Consider the following 21,171-nt stretch of genomic DNA (forward strand, 5'->3'; position numbering starts at 1 on the left):
GTTGTTGGCGTCGTTGGCGTCGTTGGCGTCGTTGGCGTCGTTGGCGTCGTTGGCGTCGTTGGCGGCAATGGCAACCGGGACGCTGAAATCGTCGGCCGCGGTCTGCAATCAGCAATGTCGACGGCTTGGAAAATATCGGCAACGCCCGAAGCACCGTCCGCGCCTCAAGCATCGGATTTCAAAACTTCGGCCACATCGACGACATCCGGCAGCGGCTACTTAACCCCTCATCCGAACGCACGCGCACGACGCCGAATGCCACGCCGCCGGGCTCACGGCTGCAGTTTCAACCTGAGCCCGACCACCCCCGGCTCTTCCGTCGCCGACACCGCGAAGCCGCTATTTTTCGCGAGCGTGATCATCGCCGTGTTCTCGCGCAACGCTTCGCCGATCATCCAGGCCGTTCCGCGCGAACGCGCGTATTCGATGATGCGCGCCATCAGCAGCCGCCCAAGCCCCTTGCCCTTCTGATCGGGCCGCACCGCGATCGCAAACTCGGTCGCTTCGTTGTCCGGATCGGTCACGGCGCGCACCGCGCCGAGCGTATGCGCGCGGCCGTCGGCGTCGTTGACCGTCGCGATCAACGCCATCTCGCGGTCATAATCGATCTGCGTCATCCGCGCGATCTGCGAGTGATCGAAGTTGCGAACCGCGCCGAAGAAGCGCATCCGCAAATCGTCCGGCGTCATCGCACTCAGCAACTCGCGATGCGCTGCCTCGTCCTCGGGGCGAATCGGACGCACCGTGATGGGCTCTCCGTGCCAGTCGATTCTCTGCTCCAGGTAACGGGGATACGGCACGATCGCAAGCCGGCTGCGTCCCGTCGCGAGCCTGATGCACGGCCTCACCGCGATGACGCGCTCGGATTTCACGCGCAGCACGAGCGACATCTGGACGACCTCGCGCACCTCGCACACCGCCTGAGAAAGCGCGGTCAGCGCATGCAACAACGGCTCGGGCGGGGCGCGGCGCGCATACGGCGAACGCGCGACGACCGCTCGCGCAAGCACAGTGTTGAAAGGCGGCAGTCCGTAGACGACAAACGGCGCGGAGATGCCGTCCGCCGGCGGCACCGAATAGCGGAACACCGGCCCGAAGTTCTGGTCGTCGTACATCTCGACCGTAATGTCGACGATCGCATCGCCGACGTCCGCCTCGCTCGCACGCTCGACGCCGAAACCCGCCAGCCAGCCGAGCGCCGCGTCGCCCTCGAACACGTCCCGCCCCTGTGCGAGCGCCGCGCGCGCCGCCTGTTGCGCAGCGGCGACCGACGCAGTCGGCTGCGGCGGCGTGCCCTCCGGCGTCTGCATCAATAGTTCGCGCCCCAGTTGATAGTCGACGAGGCGCGCATGTGCGCGCGCGAGACGCTGCGGGGTCGTGTGCACCGGAATGCCGTGCTCGTGCAACGCGTCGCGCGTCGCGGCATCGACGCCGCCGAAGAAGCATGCAAGCATGCCGCGGCGCGCGAACTTGCGCGCTTCGATCAGCACGCGCGCGACGTCGTCGGCAGGCGCGCTATGCGACGTTGCGTGCACCACGAACACGGTGCCCGTCTGCGGGTGCTGCGCGAGCGCCTTCAGCGCCGCGCCGAAATATTCGGGACGCGCATCGTCGCCGAGCAGCAGCGGATTGCCCGCGTCGATGCCGGCGGGCAGCGCGCCACCGACTTCGTCGACGGCGGCCTGCGGCCATTGCGCGAGCGTCTCTCCGGCCGCCGCCAGCGCATCGACGGCGAGCTTCGCAACGCCCCTGTCGCTCGTCACGAGCGTCGCCGCGCCGCTCGCCGCGGCCCTGCCGACGCCGAGCGTCTCGATTTCGTCGAGGAGATCGTCGAGCGCGTCGACGCGCACCATCCCGGCGCGCTGAAACGCGGCCGTATGAAGCAGATCGCCCGAATCGCCACGGCCAGTGCGCAATGCGAGCACGGGCTTGTTGCGCGCCGCCGCGCGCGCCGCTGACATGAACTTGCGCGCCGACTTCACCGTGTCGAGCTCGAGCAGAATCGCGCGTGTCGCGGCGTCGCTCGCGAGGTAGTCGAGTACGTCGGCCGCGTCGACGTCCGCCTCGCCGCCGAGCGCGATCGCATGAGAGAAACCGAGCCCGCGCGCATGCGCCCAGCCGAGCACCGCGTTCGTCAGCGCATTCGACTGCGACACCCACGCGACCCCGCCCGCCTTCACGATGCATGCCGGCGCGCCGAAGTGCGCGTTCAGCGCGGGCGAAACGACACCCAGGCTGCCCGGCCCGATGATCCGCAGCAAATGAGGCTTCGCCGCGGCGAGCGCCCGTTCGAGCGCGGCCCGATCGGCGCTCGATCGGGCCGCGCCGACGATGATCGCCGCGCGAACGCCCAAGCCGCCGAGCTTGCGCACGATGCCGGGCCATGTCGCGGGCGGCGTGCAGACGATCGCGATCGACGGTGCGCTCGGCAGTTGATCGACATATGGATAAACCTTGTGCCCGTTCAGTTCGCCGTACTTCGGATTGACGGGCCAGATCGCACCGCCGAACCGGCCGTCGAGCACGCACGCCCAGACCATCGCGCCGACGCTGCCCGGACGCGGCGACGCGCCGACAACGGCGACGGAAGTCGGCTGGAACAACGCATCGAGATTGCGAACGGTCACGGCAACTCCGTTGAAAGGTTGAATGACGGCACTCGACGGCGCGGCCGGGCCGAACCGAACCTGTGAGCCCATAGGATAGGCGAAGCGCCACACGTCGCCTATATGCCGTTCGGCCGAGTCGCCGATTCGCGCAAGCGTCGGCATCATCGACATCGACACCTCCCTGCCGGTCGCCGACGCAGCCCCATCTCCGCCGGAAACACGGAACGGAGATACCGGCCTTTTGAAATGGAGCAGGACAACATGCAAGGATGGATCGAGCAAGCCACGCAATCGGCGGCGGCGCTACCCGTCTTCGACGAAGCTGCCCGCCGGCTTTGCCGCGAACGCGGCGATGCGGACCAACGGCGCGCGGCGCGAAATTCGCCTGCCTCGGCGGCGCGGCTCGCGATACCGCTGCCCGACACACGGCCGGCCACGGTCCGCCCGAACGAGCGCCCATTCCCCGGAATCGATTACAGAAGACGCGCAATCCCGAAACGGCCCGTTCGTCCGCATTTGATTGCACGCGCAGACATGTCTCGCCACACGGCTTTAAAAGACATGCTGATTCGTGTTGAAACGATCGTCTCGAAAATCCGATCCAGCCGGATGAAGCATCGCGCGCCCCGATTCAACGAATTCGATGCATTGCTCAATAGCGGCCAACTTTCGTTCGGTGTGCGGCCTCACTGCGGAATCGGTCGAGCGACGAAGTCCGGCATGCGACCGAAATCGCGTTCATTGCGCGGCTCCATCGCACGATTGCGTTCGAATGCGGGCGCAACGGCCATTGCGCATGGCGCTTCGTCGAACGGGCCTGCGATCGAGGTCCCGCAAGCGACATGTCGCTCGCAATGTAGCGGTGCCGGCGCCGGCGCTTCACGACGAACGCGAATGCGCATGCACACCGGCAAACATTACAAGCCGTTAAGAAATATATCTCGCGAAAACAACGAACGCATTCCATTCTCGCCGGCCGCCGTGCGACTCAAACCAATCGTCAATCGGATGAGAAGCCCGTCTCAAAAATGCCGTCCGCACACATTCGCGGTTCGAATGCGATGTCCATTCCGGCATACCGTTCGGCGAATCAGGACCGAGGAATCGCATCATCGACACGTCATCGCGTCTTTGGCATCGCGATCTAAGCGCGTGCCCGGCTTCCGAACCGAGTCTCGAAAGGTATGCCCCGCCGCGACGAATACGAGGCTCGCTTCGCCCGTCAAAGGTGAGCGTTTTCGGGAGTCATGGTGAGGATGTTCGGGATAGGTCGTCGAGTCGCGCCGAAATCTCGAATCAAAACGGGAAATTCGCGAACGCCGTCCCATATGCGCGATGCGGTGTGAAACAATTTCAACGAATCGGAAAATTCGCTTCGATTGTGAAATGACGCAATATCCGTCTAAAGCCACGAGTTTTATCGCCGAATCAGCGTGCAACCATGTGCGGCACGACATCGCGTGGCTGCCGTGAAACAAGCAGCCGTTGGGCCAAAACAAAACGGTGCGAATGGCAGGCTTGCCGTTCGCACCGTCGTTCAAGGCGCCAAAGGTGAGGTTTTTCGGGATCAGTCCTTGATCAGGAAACGGTTGCGGTTCTTGCCGAGCCACGCCGGCGCACGGCCACGGCCGCTCCAGGTCTCGCCCGTCTTCGGATTGAGGTATTTCGGCGGCAGCTGGCGCTTCGGCTTCGCCGCGGTCTTGATGCTTCTGAACCCCAACTCCTCGGGCGTGATGTCGTATTCCTCGATCTTCGCCCGGATATCGGCAATGGCGTCCGCGATTGCTTTTTCGCGTTCCTTGTCGATTTTCTGCTGAAGTTTTTCGAGCTGTGCGGTCAGTTGCCTATAGGTCGCCATATGGATGAAGCTCCGTCTCGTTATTTATAGAGGGAATTATATGAATCTATTCAGGATCAATCGAATATTTTTTGCATTGCTTTCATATTCCGCAAGCGATGCTCAAAAGCCATTTCTAGCCTTGCATGCGAAGAGAAGGTTTCGCACGCCGTTATCGACCGATTGCTTGATCGTATCGAAATCGCCGCCGCAAATGCCGCGCGCATTCTGAATGCAGGTGTCCCAAGGACCGCCTTCCGGACACTGGACCATCGTGGTCGCACGCCCGTCCGGCGTAAACAGCGGCGCGCTACCCCCGCAGCCCGAGAGCACCGCCATTAAAGCAATCAAAAATACCGTCCGCAAGAACGCGCCGCATTGCCCCGGCGCTGGCGCACCCGTCTGTTTCATGAATCTGCCTATCGCTCCGCTTTCTTCTTGGACGACGCGAGTATATGCCAACGCGCGCGGCAAAGGGTCAATCAGGCGCAACGAGTGTCTTGTAGGGCGCACGTCCGCGCGGATCGTCGGTAAGCCGAATGAATACCTGCTCGACGTCCGGCAGCGCTTCGAGCCTGCGTCGCAGCGCATCGCGATCGAACGACGCAGGCGCGCATCCTTCGGCATAAATGAAGCGGCGCTGAATCGTGATCCAGATGCTCGTGCCCGCCAAAGCCGGATCGCCGGCGAGAAATCGCTGCTTCAGTTCTTCGGCAATCTGCTTGTCATATAAATAGGAATTCGGTTTGCTGCAGCGATGTGCGAGCCAGCAAGTCGTTCCGCGCTCGACGCGGTAATGCGCATCGTCTTCCATTTGCGCACGCGTCATCAATGGACCCAGCGGCATCGGACATTCGGCAATCGAATTCGACAATACAAAAAAAGGATCGTCGTACCAATTGCGTCGTTCGATCGAAGCGGTCGATCCCGGCGATGCGTCCGGCACCGACGAAACCGATGATTCCGGCGATGCCGGTGACGTTGACGATGCCGGCGACGACGCCACGAAAATCGTCGACGCCGACATCGCGGGCAACGACTTCGCAGCCGATTCGGACGATGCAAGCGCTGCAAGCGACGCAAGCGGTGCGGACGGCACAAACGGCACAGACGACGCAAACGATGCAGGCGATGCAGGCAATACGCGCACCGCGCCGCCCTGCGCAAACGCCTGCGCGACGACGGCGACGAACGCCACGCACGATGCGGCGAATCTGATGCGCTTCATCGCGACCTCCACACGGATGCGCCCGCTCGGCGTGCGAGCGCCGACGCGTTCGCAGCGCACGTGTTCCGCGCGTCGCGCGAACCGTCCGCTATGTATCGATGCCGAGCGCCGCGAGCTTCTTGTAGAACGTCGCGCGCCCGATGCCGATGCGCGCGGCCGCTTCCGTCACCTTGCCGTTGCATGCGGCCAGCGCGTCCGTCAGGAACTGACGCTCCCACGCGGCCAATGCGTCCGAGTAAGAAGAAGATGCAGCGCTTGCGTTGGACACGGCCGCCGGCGCCGCACCCGCGGCCAAACCCGCGCCCGCCCCGAAGCCGGCGCCTGCGCCGCCGCCCGACGCCGCGCCGCGCCCCGGCCCGATGAACGGCGCGAGCGCGCGCGCATCGATCAACGCGCGATCGGACAGCATCAGCGCCCGCTCGAGCGTGTTGCGCAATTCGCGCACGTTGCCGGGCCACGGATACGCGCATAGCAGACGCAGCGCGTCGTCGGTCAGTTCGCAGTGCTCGGCGAGTCCGTGCTGCGCGGCGAGTTCCTCGAGCATCGTGTAGACGAGCGCCTCGATGTCCGACGCGCGCTCGCGCAGCGGCGGCGCGTGAATCGTCAGCACGTTCAGCCGGTAATAGAGATCCGCGCGAAAGCGCCCTTCGGCGACGAGCGCCGGCAGCTCGGCCGACGTCGCCGCGATGATCCGCACGTTCGCGCGCACGATCCGGTTCGAGCCGACTGGCTCGAACTCCTTGTCCTGCAGCACGCGCAGCAGCTTGCCCTGCAGCGGCAGCGGCATGTCGCCGATTTCGTCGAGAAAGAGCGTGCCGCCGTCGGCGAGCTCGAACTTGCCGACGCGGCCTTTGCGGTCCGCGCCCGTGTACGCGCCCGGCGCCGCGCCGAAGAACTCGGTCTCTAGCAGCGCATCGGGAATCGCCGCGACGTTCACGGTCACGAGCGGCTTCAGCGCGCGCGCGGACGCCGCATGAATCGCATGCGCGAGCAGCTCCTTGCCGGTGCCCGTCTCGCCGAGCAGCAGGACGGGCGAATCGACTTGCGCGGCGCGCCGCCCCTGCCGCTTCGTCTCGAGAATCAGCGCGCTCGTGCCGACGAAGCTCGCGAACGTGTATTTCGGACGCCGTGCCTGCGCGAGCGAGCGCTGTGTCGCGATCAGCTCCTGCTGGACCTGCATGTAGCGGGAGAAAAGCGGCGTCAGCGTCTTCAGCTCGTCGAAGAGCGCGAAGCCGATCGCACCGACGGTCTCGCCCGCGTCGTCCGTGAGCGGCAGGCGCGTGACGATGAGCGGCTCGCGGCCGGTTTCCATGATGTCGAGCAGAATCGGCCGGCCGGTCGCGACCACTTCGCGCATCAGGCTGTGCGGAATGACCGCTTCGCAATCGCGGCCGATCGCCTGCTGCGGATCGGCGAACCCGAAGCGCGCGGCGTAACGCTGATTGATCCAGACGACGCGCGCGTCCTTGTCGACGATCAGCGTGCCGACGCTCGAATGCTCGAAGGTCTTGAAAAGCGACGCCGCCGCGCGCCGCAGCACATCGCCGTAATCGGCGGGAAGCGCGGCCCAGCCGTCCGAAATCTGTGCACTCGTCTCCACTTTTTCATTCTTGTCCACAAAACGAGACGAATTATCTCACGCGGGAGACATCCGGCAAGCGCTTGTCAATAAAGACCAAACCACGAAACGACGAGCACCGGGCGGCGCATTCGTCTAGCCAAAGAGACGTTTTCTGTAGAATCGGACGCAGCCGGCACCCGGCCGCCGCGCGCGCCCCCTCGCCCGTGCGGCAGCGGCCCGCCGCACGGCGGATGGCACGAATCCTGCGGCAGCGCCTGCCGCGGCATCGCGCCGTCCGCGAGGCGCGCACGCTCGCACAACAACCAAGATTAGGAGACTCTCTTGTCATTCGTGATCGTCCTCGCCGCGCTGGCGTTCCTGATGTTCGCCGCGTACCGCGGCTACAGCGTGATCCTGTTCGCGCCCGTCGCCGCGCTCGGTGCGGTGCTGTTGACCGACCCCGCCGCCGTCGCCCCCGTCTTCTCCGGCATCTTCATGGAAAAGATGGTCGGCTTCGTGAAGCTCTACTTCCCGGTGTTCCTGCTCGGCGCCGTGTTCGGCAAGGTGATCGAGCTGTCCGGCTTCTCCGAGGCGATCGTCGCGGCCGCGATCCGCTACATCGGCCGCTCGCGCGCGAATGCGGTGATCGTCGCGGTGTGCGCGCTGCTCACCTATGGCGGCGTGTCGCTGTTCGTCGTCGTGTTCGCCGTCTATCCGTTCGCGGCCGAGCTCTATCGTCAGAGCAACATTCCGAAGCGCCTGATGCCGGGCGCGATCGCGCTCGGCGCGTTCTCGTTCACGATGGATTCGCTGCCCGGCACGCCGCAGATCCAGAACATCATCCCGACCACGTTCTTCAAGACGACCGCGTGGGCCGCGCCCGCGCTCGGCACGATCGGCTCGGTCTTCATCATCGTCGTCGGCCTGTCGTATCTCGAATGGCGCCGCCGCTCGGCGCTCGCGCGCGGCGAAGGCTACGGCACGTCGCTCGTCAACGAGCCGGAGCGCGTCGAGACGCAGTCGCTGCCGAATCCGATCCTCGCCGTGTCGCCGCTCGTGCTCGTCGGCGTCGCGAACTTCACGCTGACGAAACTGATTCCAGTGTGGTACGGCGGCGCATCGTACACGGTGCCGCCCGACGTGCTGCCGGGCGTCCACACGCCGATCACGACGCCGATCAAGACCGTCGTCGCGATCTGGTCGGTCGAGGCGGCGCTGCTGCTCGGCATCCTGCTCGTCGTCATCACCGCGTTCAGGCGCGTGCACGAGCGCTTCGCGACCGGCACCAAGGCGGCCGTCGGCGGCGCGCTGCTCGCCGCGATGAACACCGCGTCCGAATACGGCTTCGGCGGCGTGATCGCCGCGCTGCCGGGCTTCATCGTCGTCGGCGACGCGCTGAAGAACATTCCGAATCCGCTCGTCAACGCAGCCGTGTCGGTCAGCTCGCTCGCGGGGATCACGGGCTCCGCGTCGGGCGGGATGAGCATCGCGCTCGCGGCGATGTCGGATCTCTTCATCAAGGGCGCGCAGGCCGCGCAGATTCCGATGGACGTGCTGCACCGGGTCGTCGCGATGGCGAGCGGCGGCATGGATACGCTGCCGCACAACGGCGCGGTGATCACGCTGCTCGCGGTGACGGGCCTCACGCACCGCGAATCGTATCGCGACATCTTCGCGGTGACCGTCATCAAGACGCTCGCGGTGTTCTTCGTGATCGCCGTCTATTATCTGACGGGGCTCGTCTGATCCGGCGACGGGCGCAACGCGCCCGTCCAGCGGCGGCAGCCCGACTGCTTCGGCGCGGCGCCGCCCGCTGCATCGGCCCGGCGCTCGCCGATCGACGGCGCGCCGGGCCGATTGCGTTTTCGCTCATACTTTTTGCCGTGACGCGCCGCCGCAACATGCGGGTTTGCGCGTACACCGAACGGCTCATTGTTCAACGCGCCGCAGCGCGCCGTCGGGCCGCCCGGCCCCACGGCTCCAACATCTCGCAAAATTCTCATTGCCGTCGTCCGGTTCGGCTAAACTGCATTGAAGCAGTTCGCAGAGCAACATTTCCTACTTCACGACACGAGGACACGTTCAATGCGCACGACCGGTTCTTCCGGGGCCATGACCCTGTTGACCGAATTCGATCAGGCCGACGGGCGCGAGCTTCGCTCGCTGCGTCTCGCAGCCACCGAAGACGGTAAAAGCGTACTGCTTATCGAAATCGACGAACGCAAACCCGGCATCCATCGGGAAGTACGCTACGAGATCACACCCGCCGAGTTGATCGCCGCGATACGTTCGCACGGCGCGGAACTGCCGGGCGAAACGCACGGCACCGTTCCGCTCGCCCGCACCGCGGCGCCCTGATCCGCCGCCGCGGTGAAGCCGAGGCTGGCCCGCGCCCTCGCCGTCTTCGCCGCGCGTCCATGCGCGGCGCGATCTCCTTTCCGAAAATAGCCGATAATCGGCACATCAACGCGCTTCATGCCGCGCGCGCTTCGCGGCGATCGTCCATCGTTTCGTCATGCTTCATGATCTCGTCGCCCGTTTCGGGCCGCTCATCGTGTTCGTCAACGTGCTCGCGGCCGCGATCGGCCTGCCCGTGCCGGCCATGCCGACGCTCGTGCTGTTCGGCGCGATGGCGACGCTGCATCCGGACGCGCTCGGCGCGCAGCTCGCGCCCGTGCTCGCGCTCGCGGTGCTCGCGGCGCTGATCGGCGACACCGTGTGGTACGTGGCAGGCCGGCATTTCGGCGGCCGCGCGCTGAAAACCTTATGCAAGCTTTCACTGTCGCGTGACAGTTGCGTGAAGAAGACCGAGCGTTTCTTCGGCCGCTGGGGCGTGCGCGTGCTCGCCGTCGCGCGCTTCATTCCCGGTCTGTCGCTGATCTCGGTGCCGATGGCGGGCGCGCTCGGCACGCGCTATCGCACCTTCGTCGGCTACGACGGCCTCGGCGCGCTGTTGTGGGCGGGCTGCGGCGTCGCCGTCGGGTTCGTGTTCGCGCGGCAGATCGACTGGCTGTTCACCGGCGCGAACCAGCTCGGCCGCGCGGTGCTCGCCGTGATCGTCGCGCTGCTCGCGCTCTATACGGCCGTGCGCTGGATGCGCCGCCGCGCGCTGATTCGTCAGCTCGCGAACGCGCGGATCGACGTCGACGAGCTCGATCGGCTGCTGCAAACCGATTCCGCGCCGATCGTCTTCGACACGCGCTCGGCGGAGCATCGCAAGCTCGACCCCTATGCGATCCCCGGCGCGCAATTCGCCGACGAGCGCGATCTGCGCGACATCGTCGCGCGCTATCCGGCGACGCAGAAATTCGTGATCTATTGCTCGTGTCCGAACGAGGTGTCGGCGGCGCTGATGGCGCAGCGCCTCAAGCAGGCAGGCTTCGCCGATGCGCTCGCGCTGCGCGGCGGCCTCGACGCATGGCGCGACACCGGCCGGCAATTGATCGAGCTCGATTCGCAACTGGCAAGCGAAGCGGGGCTCGCGCCCGCGCACAAAACCGCCTGATCCCACTTCCGCTGATCGGAGCGATCCGTCCTGGCTGCCCGATTCGCGTGATCGATCGGGCGCGCGGCCGCACACGCGCGCATCACGCGAATCAGGCCGAACGGTGCCGGCCGGCGCGTGAACACTCACGTCGAACGCCGTCGCCGAACACCGATGCCGATGCCGCAACCGCCGTCGCCGCGGCCGAAAGCGCGGACGCCCCGTCGGCCGCCTCGCGCTCGCCGCCGCCCGAATCGTTTCGGCGTGCTCAGAACACCTTCACCGGCACGTTCACGACGAGCCGGTATTCCTGGTTGGTGCTGTCCGAGTAATGCGCCGAACCGACGTGCCACATCGCGATGAACGTGATCTTCGTGTCCTTGAACTTGCCGCTCTGGATCGTGTACGACGGAATGAAGCCGAACTCGTGATGGCGGCCCTGCACCGGCGCGCCGTCCTTCCAGTAGATGCTCGAGCGCGTCGGATCGAGCGCCGCGCTCGCGGAGCCGTCCGCGCCCCAGCCCGTCACGCCCCACACCGTCGCCTTGAAGCCGGGCAGGCCCGCGTCCTTGCCGTAGAACGTGTAGCGCAGCTGCAGCGATTTCTCGTGCGGCGCGTTGTAGTCGACGTCCATCGAATCGACGAGGAAGACGCCGTTCGTTTCGTTCAGGTAATCGAAGAACTGGTCGCCGAGCACCTGCTGATAGCCGAGCAGCAGCTCGTGCGGGCCATGCTGCGCGGCGAGCGACAGGCTGTATGCGTTGTTGTCGATCTTGCCCTGGCGCGCATCGCCCGTGTCGTGCGTCGAATAGAAGTTGCCGAAGCCCGTCCACTTGATCGTCTGCGGCGAGCCGTAGCTCTGCTTGACCGAGCCGTAGTACTGGCGCCATACGTCGTCGGCCTGGCCTGCGTAAAACGTCGCCGAGCCCGTCGACGAATAATCCCACGTGCCGCCCAGATACGTGAAGCGATCCACGCGCGTGCCGCCGTATTGCGTCGTCAGGTTCGTGAGCGTCGTATGGCCGCGCGCGTTGGTCTTCGTGAAGCTGCCCGCTTCGAGCATCACGTTCTTGAATTCGTTGCTGACGATCGTGGCGCCGAGGAACGTCGGCGGCAGCGCGCGGTTGTCGTGCTGCTCCATGAACGGATTGTCGACCGCCTGCAGGCCGTACTTGATCACCGTGTTCGAGATGCGCGCCTTCACGTCGTAGATGCCGGGAAAGGCCCACGCGAGCTGGTTCGAGCCGCCGCCGCCCTTCGCGATGTGCACCATGTTGCCCGCGCCCGCGCCGCCGTCGAGCTTCAGCGCCGCGTAGATCGACGCGTCGACGCCGAAGCCGATCAGCCCGCCCGTGTAGCCGGACTCGAAGTTCGCCATCACGCCCTGCACCCATGCATGGCGATGCGGTCCGCCCTTCGCGTCGAGCACGTCCGCGTAGTTGCGCAGCAGCACGTCGAAATGGCTGTCGGCAATGAAGCCCTTCGACTTCGCCTGGCTCGATACCGGTTCCGCCGGCATGACCTCCTGCGTGGCGTCGGCGTTGATCACCGCGTTCGGCGTCGTCGCCTGCTGCGCGAGCGGCGCGGCGGGCGCCGCATCGTCCGCGCGCGCCGCGCCTGCGATCGACACGCCGGCAAGCACCGGCAGTCCCCACGCGAGCACGACTGCCCGCGCGACCCTCTTCATCGGTTGATGTTGTGTCATTGCGCTTCTCTTTTTATGTTGACTACCCACGCGCCGGCCGCGATGCGCGGCCGGCGACACCCCAACGCGCCGCCGTAACGGCGCGTCTTCCCACGGCGCGAAGTTCTTTCGCGCCGTCCACACCCCTGTTGGCTTATTGTGTCTTTGTCGGTACTGCTCAGCGCTGCGCGCCGGCGACGCCTGCCCGGATGCACGCGACGCGCGCGGACGATCCGCCGCGCACCTCCGGCTGCGGCACCTCGCGCGCGCATGCATCGATCGCATCCGGGCAGCGCGTGCGGAACACGCAGCCCGATGGCGGATCGAGCGGAGAAGGCATCTCGCTCGCGAGCAACAGCGGCCGCCGCGCGCGTTCGCGCGCGGGCTCCGGCGTCGGCGCGGCGGCGAGCAGCGCGCGCGTGTACGGGTGCTGCGGCGCGCCGTACACGTCGCGACGCGCGCCGAACTCCATCACGCGGCCGAGATACATCACGAGCACGCGCTGGCTGATCGCCTTGACGACCGCGAGATCGTGCGCGACGAACAGATAGGAGAGCGACAGTTCGCGCTGCAGATCGCGCAGCAGATTGACGATCTGCGCCTGGATCGACACATCGAGCGCGGACACGGGCTCGTCGCAGATCACGAGATGCGGCTCGCCGATCAACGCGCGCGCGATGCCGACGCGCTGGCACTGGCCGCCGGAAAATTCATGCGGATAACGAAGCAGATGATGCGCGTTCAGGCCGACGCGCTCGAGCATCGTCAACACGCGGCGGCGCACCTCGTCGCGGCCGATGCCTGGCCGATGCGTGACGATGGGCTCGGCGACGACCTGCTCGATCGTCATCCGCGGATCGAGCGACGCGAGCGGGTCCTGAAAGATCATCTGCATCTCGCGGCGGATCTTGCGCGCGTCGCGGCGCGCGCCCGTCACGATCGGCTCGCCGCGCCACTGCACGGTGCCCGCCGTCACCGGCGCGAGGCCGATCAGCGCGCGCGCGAGCGTCGACTTGCCGCAACCCGATTCGCCGACGAGCCCGACGGTCTCGCCCCGCTTCACGTCGAACGACACGCCGTCGACCGCGCGCAGCGTGCCCTTCGGCGACCACGGATAGCCGCCGAGCGGCACGCGGAAATGCACTTTGAGATCGCGCACCGACAGCAGCGCATCGGCATCCGGCGGCGCGCCGTCGCGTTGCGCATCGGCATTGGGCGCGCCGATGCCGGCGGCGCCCACGCCGCCCGACGCATCCGGCGAATCCGGCGCGAACGAGGACGTAGAGGAAATGAGATCAGTCGCGGCGCTCATCGCAGCCCTCCCATGATTTCCGCGATGGGTCGATGACACGCGCGCACGGCGCCCGCGTCCGAATAGGCGGCCAGCTCGGGGCGCTCGGCGCCGCAACGATCCGACGCGTGCGAGCAGCGCTTCGCGAACGCGCAGCCGCGCATTCCCTGGCCGGGCAGCGGCGGATTGCCGGGAATCGCGACGAGCGGCGCGCCGTCGGGCGCATCGAGGCGCGGCAGCGCGTTCAGCAGCCCGATCGTGTACGGATGCGACGGCGCGGAGAAGATCGCGTCGGCGCTCGCGTACTCGACCGTGCGGCCCGCGTACATCACCATCACGTCGTCGGCGAGCCCCGCGACGACGCCCATGTCGTGCGTGATCAGCACGATCGACGTGCCGCGCTCGCGGTTCAGCTCGCGCAGCAGCTCGATGATCTGCGCCTGCACGGTGACGTCGAGCGCGGTCGTCGGCTCGTCGGCGATCAGGATTTCGGGCTCGAGCAACAGCGCCATCGCGATCATCACGCGCTGGCGCATGCCGCCCGAGAATTCGTGCGGATACATCCGGATTCGGCGCGCCGCGTCAGGAATCCTGACCGATTCGAGCGCCTCGACCGCGCGTCGGATCGCATCCCGGCGCGACATCTTCCGATGAAGCTGCAGGCTTTCCGTCATCTGCCGCTCGATCGTCAGGAACGGATTGAGCGACGTCATCGGGTCCTGAAAGATCATGCCGATCCGGTTGCCGCGCACTTCGTTCAACTGCCGCGCGCTCATCCGCAGCAGGTTCTCGCCGTCGAACAGCGCCTCGCCCGATGTCGAGCCGTTGCCCGCAAGCAGGCCGAGCAGCGCCATCACCGTCTGGCTCTTGCCGGAGCCCGATTCGCCGACGATGCCGAGCGTCTTGCCCGCTTCGAGCGAGAACGACACGCCCGACACCGCGTCGACCGGCTCGCCTTCCCTGCGCGTGAAGCGCACGCCGAGATTCTTGACTTCGAGCAGCGCCATATCTCAGCGGTCCTTCGGGTCGAGTGCGTCGCGCAGACCGTCGCCGACGAAGTTCACGCAATAGAGCGTCACGCACAGCATCACGGCGGGCGCGAGCAGCAGCCACGGCATCGCTTCGAGCTTCTGCGCGCCGTCCTGGATCAGCACGCCCCAGCTCGTCATCGGCTCCTGCACGCCGAGCCCGAGAAACGACAGCACCGATTCGGTCAGCACGATCGCCGGCACGCTGACGGTGGCATAAACCACCACCACGCCGAGCAGGTTCGGCACGATGTGGCGCCGGACGATCGCGGCCGGCGTGACGCCGATCGCGCGCGCCGCGTCGACGAACTCGCGCGTGCGCAGCGACAGCGTCTGGCCGCGCACGACGCGCGCCATGTCGAGCCACGAGAACGCGCTGATCGTCAGCACGACGAGGATGAACGAGCGGCCGAACAGCGTCATCATCAGGATCGCGATCAGCAGATACGGAATCGCGTACATCATGTCGACGACCCGCATCATCGTCGCGTCGACGCGGCCGCCCGCGAAGCCCGCGATCGCCCCCCACGCTACGCCGAAGAGCCCCGACACGAACGTGCCGAGCAGGCCGACCTCGAGCGACACGCGCCCGCCGATCAGCGTGCGCACGAGCAGATCGCGGCCGAGCTCGTCGGTGCCGAACCAGTGCATGTTCGCGACGGTCGGCGCGAGGCTGATCGACGACCAGTCGCTCGCGGCCGGATCGTTAGGAGAAAGAAGCGGCCCGACGAAGCACGCGAGCGCGATCAGGACGAGCACCGCGAGGCTCGCGAGCGCCGCGCGGTTGCGCACGAAGCGCCGTGCGGCGAGCTCGAGCGGCGTGCGCGAGCGCGGCGGCGTATCGGCCGGCTGCGGCACCTCGATCGAAGAGGAAACAGGCGTCATCGCGTCGCCCTCTCAATAGCGGATGCGCGGATCGAGCCACGCGTACGCGAGGTCGACCAGCAGGTTGAACAGCACCGCGCAGACGGTGGTCAGCACGACGAGGCCGAGCACGAGCGTGTAGTCGCGATTGATCGCGCCGTTGACGACGAGCTGGCCCAAGCCCGGCAGCGCGAACACCGATTCCGTCACGACGGCCGCGGTGATCGACGAGATGCAGACCGTGCCGAACAGCGACACGACGGGCATCAGCGCGGGCTTCAGCGCGTGGCGCAGCACGATCGTGTGGCCGGGCAGGCCCTTCGCGCGCGCGGTGCGGATGTAGTTGCTCGACAGCGTCTCGATCATCGAGCCGCGCATCACGCGCGCGAGCAGCGACACGTTGATCAGCGTGAGCAGCGTGACGGGCAGCACGCGATAGCGCCAGCCGCCGTCGCTCCAGCCGCCGGCAGGCAGCCAGCCCACGCCCTCGGAGGTCTTCAGCAGGATCGCGAAGATCAGCACGAGCACGGGGCCGAGCACGAACGGCGGTATCACGTTGCCGAAGTTGCCGATCAGCATCACGAAGCGATCGACGAAGCTGTCGCGCCGCACCGCGGCGATCGTGCCGAGCAGCACGCCGAGCACGATCGACAGCGGAATCGACACGCCGCCGACGCCGAGGCTCACGGGAAACGCCTTGCGCACCAGATCGTTGACGGACCAGTCCGTATAGCGGAACGACGGGCCGAGATCGCCGTGCAGCAGGGAGCCGAGATACAGCAGGTACTGCTTCCACAGCGGCTCGTCGAGATGGTATTTCGCGTTCAGGTTCGCGAGCGTCGCGGCGGAAAGCTGCTTCTCGCTGTCGAACGGCCCGCCGGGCGTGAAGTGCAGCAGCAGGTAGCAGACGGTGACGACCGCGAGGATCGTCGGCACCGCCCACAACGTGCGCCGCAATGCATAGGCCAGCATGGTCGGCTCCGCTCAGTGCTTGGTCAGGTACATGTCCTGCGAGGCGCGCATGTCGATGTAGTTCGTCAGCGTGTAGCCGCCGACGTAAGACTTCACGAGACGGTCCGCCGAATACTGGAACAGCGACAGCATCGGATAGTCGCTCATCGCGAGATCGTGCGCCTGCGTGAGCAACGCCGTGCGCGCGCCTTCGTCGAGCTTCTGGTTCGCGTCGGCCACGAGCGAATCGACCTTCGAATTGCAATAGCCGACCGTGTTCTGCGGGCTGCCGCAGCGGATCAGATCGAAGAACGTCATCGCATCGTTGTAGTCGGCGAACCAGCCGTCGCGCGCGACCTGCACCTTGCCGTCATGACGCTGCTTCATCAGCACCTTGAACTCGACGTTCTCGAGCTTCGCCGTCACGCCGAGCTTCGTGCGCCATTCGGACGCCGCGAAGAGCGCGACCTTCTTGTGCAGGTCGTTCGTGTTGTAGGTCAGCGTGAACACGAGCGGATTCGCCTCGCCGTAGCCCGCCTGCTTCAGCAGATTCTTCGCGTAGTCGACGCGCTTGGCCATCGGCCACGACGCCCAGTCCGGCGTGAACGGCTTCTGCACGCCCTTCACGCCCTTCGGCATCAGTCCGTACATCGGCACTTCGCCCGCCTGCGTGATCTTCGACGTGAGGATGTCGCGATCGAGCACCATCGCGAGCGCCTCGCGCACGCGCTTGTCCTTCAGCGCCGGATCGCTGTTCTTCAAGTAGTAGTAGTACGTCGCGAGCTGCAGCCCCGGGCGCAGCTCCTTGCCGAACTGCTTGTTGACCTGGCCGAAGGCGCCCGCGGGAATCGAATACGTGTAGTCGATCTGGCCCGCCTGGTACATGCGCAGCGCGGTTTCGTCGTTCTCGATCGGCAGATACGTGACCTTGCGGATCACGACGTTGCGCGCGTTCCAGTACTTGTCGCTCTTCGCCATCAGGATGCGGTTGTTCGGCTGCCAGTCGACGAGCGTGTACGCGCCGTTGCTCACGATGTTCTTCGGGCGCGTCCACGCGTCGCCGAACTTCGCGACCGCGTCCTTGTTGACGGGCGCGAGCGGCGCCATCGCGGTGAGCTCGGGGAAGTACGACACCGGCACCTCGGTTTGCACTTCGATCGTGTACGGATCGGCCGCGCGAATGCCGAGGCTGCTCGGCGGCTGCTTGCCCGCGATGATCGCCGATGCGTTCTTCACGAACTCGACGAGGATCGTGTACTTCGAGCCCGTCTTCGGATCGACGAGACGCTGCCACGAATACACGAAATCCGCGGCCGTCACCGGCTGGCCGTTGCTCCACTTCGCGTCGCGGCGCAGCTTGAAAATCCACGTATCCGGCGCCTTGTGCTCCCACGATTGCGCGACGCCCGGCACCACGCTTCCGTCCGCCGCGATACGCGCGAGCCCTTCGAACAGATCGAGGCCGATCGTGTTGCCCGTCCACGATTCGATGTGCGCGGGATCGAGCGACTCGACCTCCGCGGGCATCTGTCGCGTCATGTCCTGCTGATCGGCGAGGACGACGTTCGAGGGAACGGAGACGGCCGAGGCGGATTGCGACGTCGTCAGGGCGAGCGCGGCCAGCACGGCCGCGAAGGCATGCGTGTGTTTCATCGTGTGCGATTGGTAGTGATAGCGGGAATGCAGCGCGCGACACGAGGCCGTGCGCGGCGCGGCGCGAAGAACGCTTATGGGCGCACGGAAACGGGAGGCCCCTGGTTCCTGAATTTCATATTAGTCATCCTTACGTTCCTTTCGACAGGCACCCCGTCGAAAGAACGAAGGAATGCCCCGTCTTAGAACAGCCTCGGCGTCCCGACCCAGACCACCACCGACTCGATCTTCGCGGTGTTGACCCAGCTGTGCGGGACCGTCGACTGGTAATGCGCACTGTCACCTGCATACAGAACGAACGACTTGCCTTCCAGCGTCAACGACACTTCACCCTCAATCACGTACAGGAATTCCTCGCCTGCATGCGTCGTTACCTCGGAGCGCTTCTGCCCGGGCGGCATCCGCACGAGAATCGCCTCGAGCTGGCGCCCTTCCGGCACGTTCGTCAGCCGCGCGAACAGGTTCGCCGAATCGGCGAAGCTGAAGAAGCGCAACTGATCGCCGCGGCAAACCGAACGCTCCTCGCTCGGCGTCTCGACGAAGTACTGCACCGTGACGCCCAGCGCGTGCGCGATGCCGGCCAGCGACGTGATGGACGGCGATGCGAGCCCGCGTTCGACCTGCGACAAAAACGGCTTGGAAATACCCGCGGCGGTCGCTGTTTCGTCGAGCGTGCGCTTCAACCTCTGCCGCAGCGCCCGAATCTTGCTCCCGAGCGCGATGCCGGCATTGGCAGGCCGCGTGTTTTCAGTGGAAGGAACCATAGCAGGCCGAAATCTTATCGTCAAAAAATGTTTGATGGAAAATAACGAAGTTTGATAGATATGACTTACTCTTCGTCGTCTCGCGCAGCGCTGTCGCCCCGAAGCGGACGCAGCAAGCCGTGGCGCCGAAATCGAGACAGCACGCTATCTTGCCAGACTCGCCGCCTTCACAGGCAAGCTGCAAGCGGGTTTGCGGGTGTTGCGGCGGAGCTCGACCAACGGCTTTCAACCCGCCCACGACCATGAGCAGCAAAGAAGACAGCCCTCTTTTTCGGGGATTACCCTGAGTGACGAAGATCCGACACGCCGCGAGAATCGCGGCCGCCCGGCGGACTGCGACGATCTCGCGGTCCGCATGTTTTTCAACGGTGAAGTCGCGCGGACCATCCGCCGCGCGCCGCGCCTCGTCTTGCGCCCCGATCGGTGCGCTTGCCCGCTTATCGACATGACGACCCTTTCCACTTTGCCGCGCGCCGCGCGCGCGCGCCTGAGCACCTCGCCCCCTTCACCGCGCAACCCTCCGGCCGGCACCGATCCGCCGGGACCGGTTCGCGGCCGCACAGCGGCCGGCGTCTCGCCCGCCATCCGCCGCGCCGCCGCGCGCGGCGTTTCGTCTGTTCAATCCAGAGGTGCACAATGAATACTCGCGTCTCCCAGACCCGCTCGTTCACGACGGTCTTCCTGATCGAAATGTGGGAGCGTTTCGGCTACTACGGGATGGCGGCCCTGCTCGTCCTGTTCATGGTCGACAAGCTCGGCTTCACCGACGGCCAGGCGAACCTGACCTGGGGCGCGTTCACCGCGCTCGTCTACGCGTCGCCGTCGATCGGCGGCTGGATCGGCGACAAGGTGCTCGGCGCGCGCCGCTCGATGATCATCGGCGCCGTCGTGCTGTGCGCGGGCTACCTGATGCTTGCGATTCCGAACGATCATCTGGCGTTCATGTACGCGTCGCTCGGCGTGATCGTCGTCGGCAACGGGCTCTTCAAGTCGAACGCCGCGAATCTCGTGCGCCGCATCTATGAGGGCGACGACGCGCGCATCGACAGCGCGTTCACGATCTACTACATGGCCGTCAACATCGGCTCCACCGCGTCGATGCTCGCGACGCCGTGGATCAAGGATCACTGGGGCTGGCACACGGCGTTCGCCGTCTGCTGCGCGGGGATGGTGCTCGGCATCCTCAACTTCGTGCTGATGCACCGCACGCTCGCGCGCATCGGCTCGCAGCCCGACGCGCAGCCCGTTCACTGGCGGCGCCTCGCCGCGGTCGCGGCGGGCGGCATCGCGCTCGGCCTCGTCACGATGTACGTGCTCGGCCACAAGCAGCTCGCGGTCGCGAGCGTGTGGGCCGCCGCGTTCGCGATCCTCGCGATCTTCGCGTACATGATCGCGAAATCGAACCGTTCCGAGCGCTCGGGCCTCATCGCCGCGCTGCTGCTGATCGCGCAGGTGATCCTGTTCTTCATCTTCTACGTGCAGATGCAGACGTCGCTCACGCTGTTCGCGCTGCGCAACGTCGATCCGCGCTTCATGCTGTTCGGCACGACGCTCTTCACGTGGAGCCCCGCGCAGTTCCAGGCGCTCAATCCGATCTGGATCATGCTGCTGAGCCCCGTGCTCGTCGCGATCTACAACGGGCTCGGCAAGCGCGGCCGCGATCTGCCCGTCGCCGGCAAGTACGCGCTCGGCTTCGCCGTCGTCGCGATCGGCTATCTCGCGTTCGCGATCAGCGGGCGCTTCGCGGTCGACGGCCGCGTGTCGTCGTGGTTCATGGTCGCGGGCTACGGCTTCTACTCGCTCGGCGAGCTGCTCGTGAGCGGCCTCGGCCTCGCGATGATCGCGCGCTACGTGCCGGCCCGGATGGGCGGCTTCATGATGGGCGCTTACTTCGTCGCGACGGGCGTATCTCAATATCTCGGCAGCGTCGTCGCGAATTTCGCGCAGATGCCGTCGAACGATCTGCCGGCGACCGCGTCGCTGCCGCTCTACATCGAGCTGTTCACGGGCCTCGGCTGGCTCGCCGCGGGCGGCACGGCGATCGGCCTGCTGATGCTGCCGCTGATGAACAAGCTGTCGCGCGAGCATCACCGCTGCGAGACGGAGCGCCGCGAAGCGCAGGCGGTTGCCGCGCACTAGTGAAATCCCTCGACATGTGACTTGCGCGCCACATTCTCCCTACGGTTCGCCCGCAAGCGTCCTACACTGAAACCAACT

Annotated in this window: 16 protein-coding genes and 1 pseudogene; 5 read left to right on the forward strand and 12 right to left on the reverse strand. The window is 66.1% G+C overall.

Translation table 11 applies throughout. The annotated features are described in order from the left end of the window. Positions 1–272 precede the first annotated feature (272 nt). From WS91_RS31235 to WS91_RS31250, 5 genes are all read right to left on the reverse strand, one after another. Positions 273–2,627, reverse strand: coding sequence for a bifunctional acetate--CoA ligase family protein/GNAT family N-acetyltransferase (locus tag WS91_RS31235; RefSeq protein WP_059671665.1), 2,355 nt, complete (start codon positions 2,625–2,627; stop codon positions 273–275). A 1,549-nt stretch (positions 2,628–4,176) separates the two neighbouring features. Then, on the reverse strand, positions 4,177–4,467 hold the full coding sequence (locus WS91_RS31240) for an H-NS histone family protein (RefSeq protein ID WP_038755234.1): 291 nt from the start codon (positions 4,465–4,467) through the stop codon (positions 4,177–4,179). Between the two features lie 102 nt (positions 4,468–4,569). Beyond that, positions 4,570–4,857 carry a hypothetical protein gene (locus WS91_RS37060; protein WP_162483273.1) on the reverse strand — a complete coding sequence of 96 codons (288 nt, stop codon included), beginning with the start codon at positions 4,855–4,857 and terminating at the stop codon, positions 4,570–4,572. A 67-nt stretch (positions 4,858–4,924) separates the two neighbouring features. Then, positions 4,925–5,473 carry a BON domain-containing protein gene (locus WS91_RS31245; RefSeq protein WP_082754974.1) on the reverse strand — a complete coding sequence of 183 codons (549 nt, stop codon included), beginning with the start codon at positions 5,471–5,473 and terminating at the stop codon, positions 4,925–4,927. 289 nt (positions 5,474–5,762) lie between these two features. Further along, on the reverse strand, positions 5,763–7,292 hold the full coding sequence (locus tag WS91_RS31250) for a sigma-54 interaction domain-containing protein (RefSeq protein WP_059575580.1): 1,530 nt from the start codon (positions 7,290–7,292) through the stop codon (positions 5,763–5,765). A gap of 285 nt (positions 7,293–7,577) precedes the next feature. Here WS91_RS31250 and WS91_RS31255 point away from each other — a divergent pair, with 285 nt between their 5' ends. From WS91_RS31255 to WS91_RS31270, 4 genes and pseudogenes are all read left to right on the forward strand, one after another. After that, a complete protein-coding gene (locus tag WS91_RS31255; RefSeq protein WP_038755230.1) occupies positions 7,578–8,981 on the forward strand; it encodes a GntP family permease in 1,404 nt (467 codons plus the stop codon). A 137-nt stretch (positions 8,982–9,118) separates the two neighbouring features. Continuing rightward, positions 9,119–9,351, forward strand: a pseudogene (locus WS91_RS38065) (hypothetical protein). Further along, positions 9,321–9,593 (forward strand): hypothetical protein, encoded by a 273-nt coding sequence (locus WS91_RS31265; protein ID WP_038755227.1) that lies wholly within the window; start codon positions 9,321–9,323, stop codon positions 9,591–9,593. Before WS91_RS38065 ends, WS91_RS31265 begins: the two are co-directional and overlap by 31 nt. Before the next feature lie 157 nt (positions 9,594–9,750). After that, a complete protein-coding gene (locus WS91_RS31270; RefSeq protein ID WP_059671666.1) occupies positions 9,751–10,740 on the forward strand; it encodes a DedA family protein/thiosulfate sulfurtransferase GlpE in 990 nt (329 codons plus the stop codon). A gap of 247 nt (positions 10,741–10,987) precedes the next feature. Here the strand turns inward: WS91_RS31270 and WS91_RS31275 are convergent, their stop codons facing one another. From WS91_RS31275 to WS91_RS31305, 7 genes are all read right to left on the reverse strand, one after another. Next, a complete protein-coding gene (locus tag WS91_RS31275; RefSeq protein ID WP_052145222.1) occupies positions 10,988–12,424 on the reverse strand; it encodes an OprD family porin in 1,437 nt (478 codons plus the stop codon). A gap of 157 nt (positions 12,425–12,581) precedes the next feature. Further along, positions 12,582–13,715: an ABC transporter ATP-binding protein gene (locus WS91_RS31280; protein ID WP_059671667.1), complete on the reverse strand. Its 1,134-nt coding sequence runs from the start codon at positions 13,713–13,715 to the stop codon at positions 12,582–12,584. Continuing rightward, a complete protein-coding gene (locus WS91_RS31285) occupies positions 13,712–14,701 on the reverse strand; it encodes an ABC transporter ATP-binding protein (protein ID WP_059575586.1) in 990 nt (329 codons plus the stop codon). Before WS91_RS31285 ends, WS91_RS31280 begins: the two co-directional genes overlap by 4 nt. A 3-nt stretch (positions 14,702–14,704) precedes the next feature. Further along, a complete protein-coding gene (locus tag WS91_RS31290; RefSeq protein WP_038755217.1) occupies positions 14,705–15,607 on the reverse strand; it encodes an ABC transporter permease in 903 nt (300 codons plus the stop codon). Between the two features lie 12 nt (positions 15,608–15,619). Continuing rightward, positions 15,620–16,558, reverse strand: coding sequence for an ABC transporter permease subunit (locus WS91_RS31295; RefSeq protein WP_038755215.1), 939 nt, complete (start codon positions 16,556–16,558; stop codon positions 15,620–15,622). Positions 16,559–16,570: 12 nt separating this feature from the next. Beyond that, the gene (locus WS91_RS31300; RefSeq protein ID WP_038755213.1) at positions 16,571–18,190 is read right to left on the reverse strand and encodes a peptide ABC transporter substrate-binding protein; all 1,620 of its coding nucleotides are present in this window, start codon (positions 18,188–18,190) and stop codon (positions 16,571–16,573) included. Positions 18,191–18,372: 182 nt separating this feature from the next. After that, a complete protein-coding gene (locus WS91_RS31305; protein ID WP_038755211.1) occupies positions 18,373–18,954 on the reverse strand; it encodes a cupin domain-containing protein in 582 nt (193 codons plus the stop codon). A gap of 636 nt (positions 18,955–19,590) precedes the next feature. On the opposite strand from WS91_RS31305, the gene WS91_RS31310 reads away from it, so the two are divergent. Then, positions 19,591–21,093, forward strand: coding sequence for a peptide MFS transporter (locus WS91_RS31310; RefSeq protein WP_038755209.1), 1,503 nt, complete (start codon positions 19,591–19,593; stop codon positions 21,091–21,093). Positions 21,094–21,171 lie beyond the last annotated feature (78 nt).

This window comes from Burkholderia sp. MSMB1498 (genome assembly GCF_001526245.1).
In the GTDB taxonomy this organism is placed as follows: Bacteria; Pseudomonadota; Gammaproteobacteria; order Burkholderiales; family Burkholderiaceae; genus Burkholderia; species Burkholderia savannae.

Coding starts and splice junctions, on each gene's coding strand:
- WS91_RS31240 (WP_038755234.1), bottom strand. CDS start 4,467: ATGGCGACCTATAGGCAACTGACCGCACAGCTCGAAAAACTTCAGCAG.
- WS91_RS37060 (WP_162483273.1), bottom strand. CDS start 4,857: ATGAAACAGACGGGTGCGCCAGCGCCGGGGCAATGCGGCGCGTTCTTG.
- WS91_RS31245 (WP_082754974.1), bottom strand. CDS start 5,473: ATGTCGGCGTCGACGATTTTCGTGGCGTCGTCGCCGGCATCGTCAACG.
- WS91_RS31265 (WP_038755227.1), top strand. CDS start 9,321: ATGCGCACGACCGGTTCTTCCGGGGCCATGACCCTGTTGACCGAATTC.
- WS91_RS31270 (WP_059671666.1), top strand. CDS start 9,751: ATGCTTCATGATCTCGTCGCCCGTTTCGGGCCGCTCATCGTGTTCGTC.
- WS91_RS31275 (WP_052145222.1), bottom strand. CDS start 12,424: ATGACACAACATCAACCGATGAAGAGGGTCGCGCGGGCAGTCGTGCTC.
- WS91_RS31280 (WP_059671667.1), bottom strand. CDS start 13,715: ATGAGCGCCGCGACTGATCTCATTTCCTCTACGTCCTCGTTCGCGCCG.
- WS91_RS31285 (WP_059575586.1), bottom strand. CDS start 14,701: ATGGCGCTGCTCGAAGTCAAGAATCTCGGCGTGCGCTTCACGCGCAGG.
- WS91_RS31290 (WP_038755217.1), bottom strand. CDS start 15,607: ATGACGCCTGTTTCCTCTTCGATCGAGGTGCCGCAGCCGGCCGATACG.
- WS91_RS31295 (WP_038755215.1), bottom strand. CDS start 16,558: ATGCTGGCCTATGCATTGCGGCGCACGTTGTGGGCGGTGCCGACGATC.
- WS91_RS31300 (WP_038755213.1), bottom strand. CDS start 18,190: ATGAAACACACGCATGCCTTCGCGGCCGTGCTGGCCGCGCTCGCCCTG.
- WS91_RS31305 (WP_038755211.1), bottom strand. CDS start 18,954: ATGGTTCCTTCCACTGAAAACACGCGGCCTGCCAATGCCGGCATCGCG.
- WS91_RS31310 (WP_038755209.1), top strand. CDS start 19,591: ATGAATACTCGCGTCTCCCAGACCCGCTCGTTCACGACGGTCTTCCTG.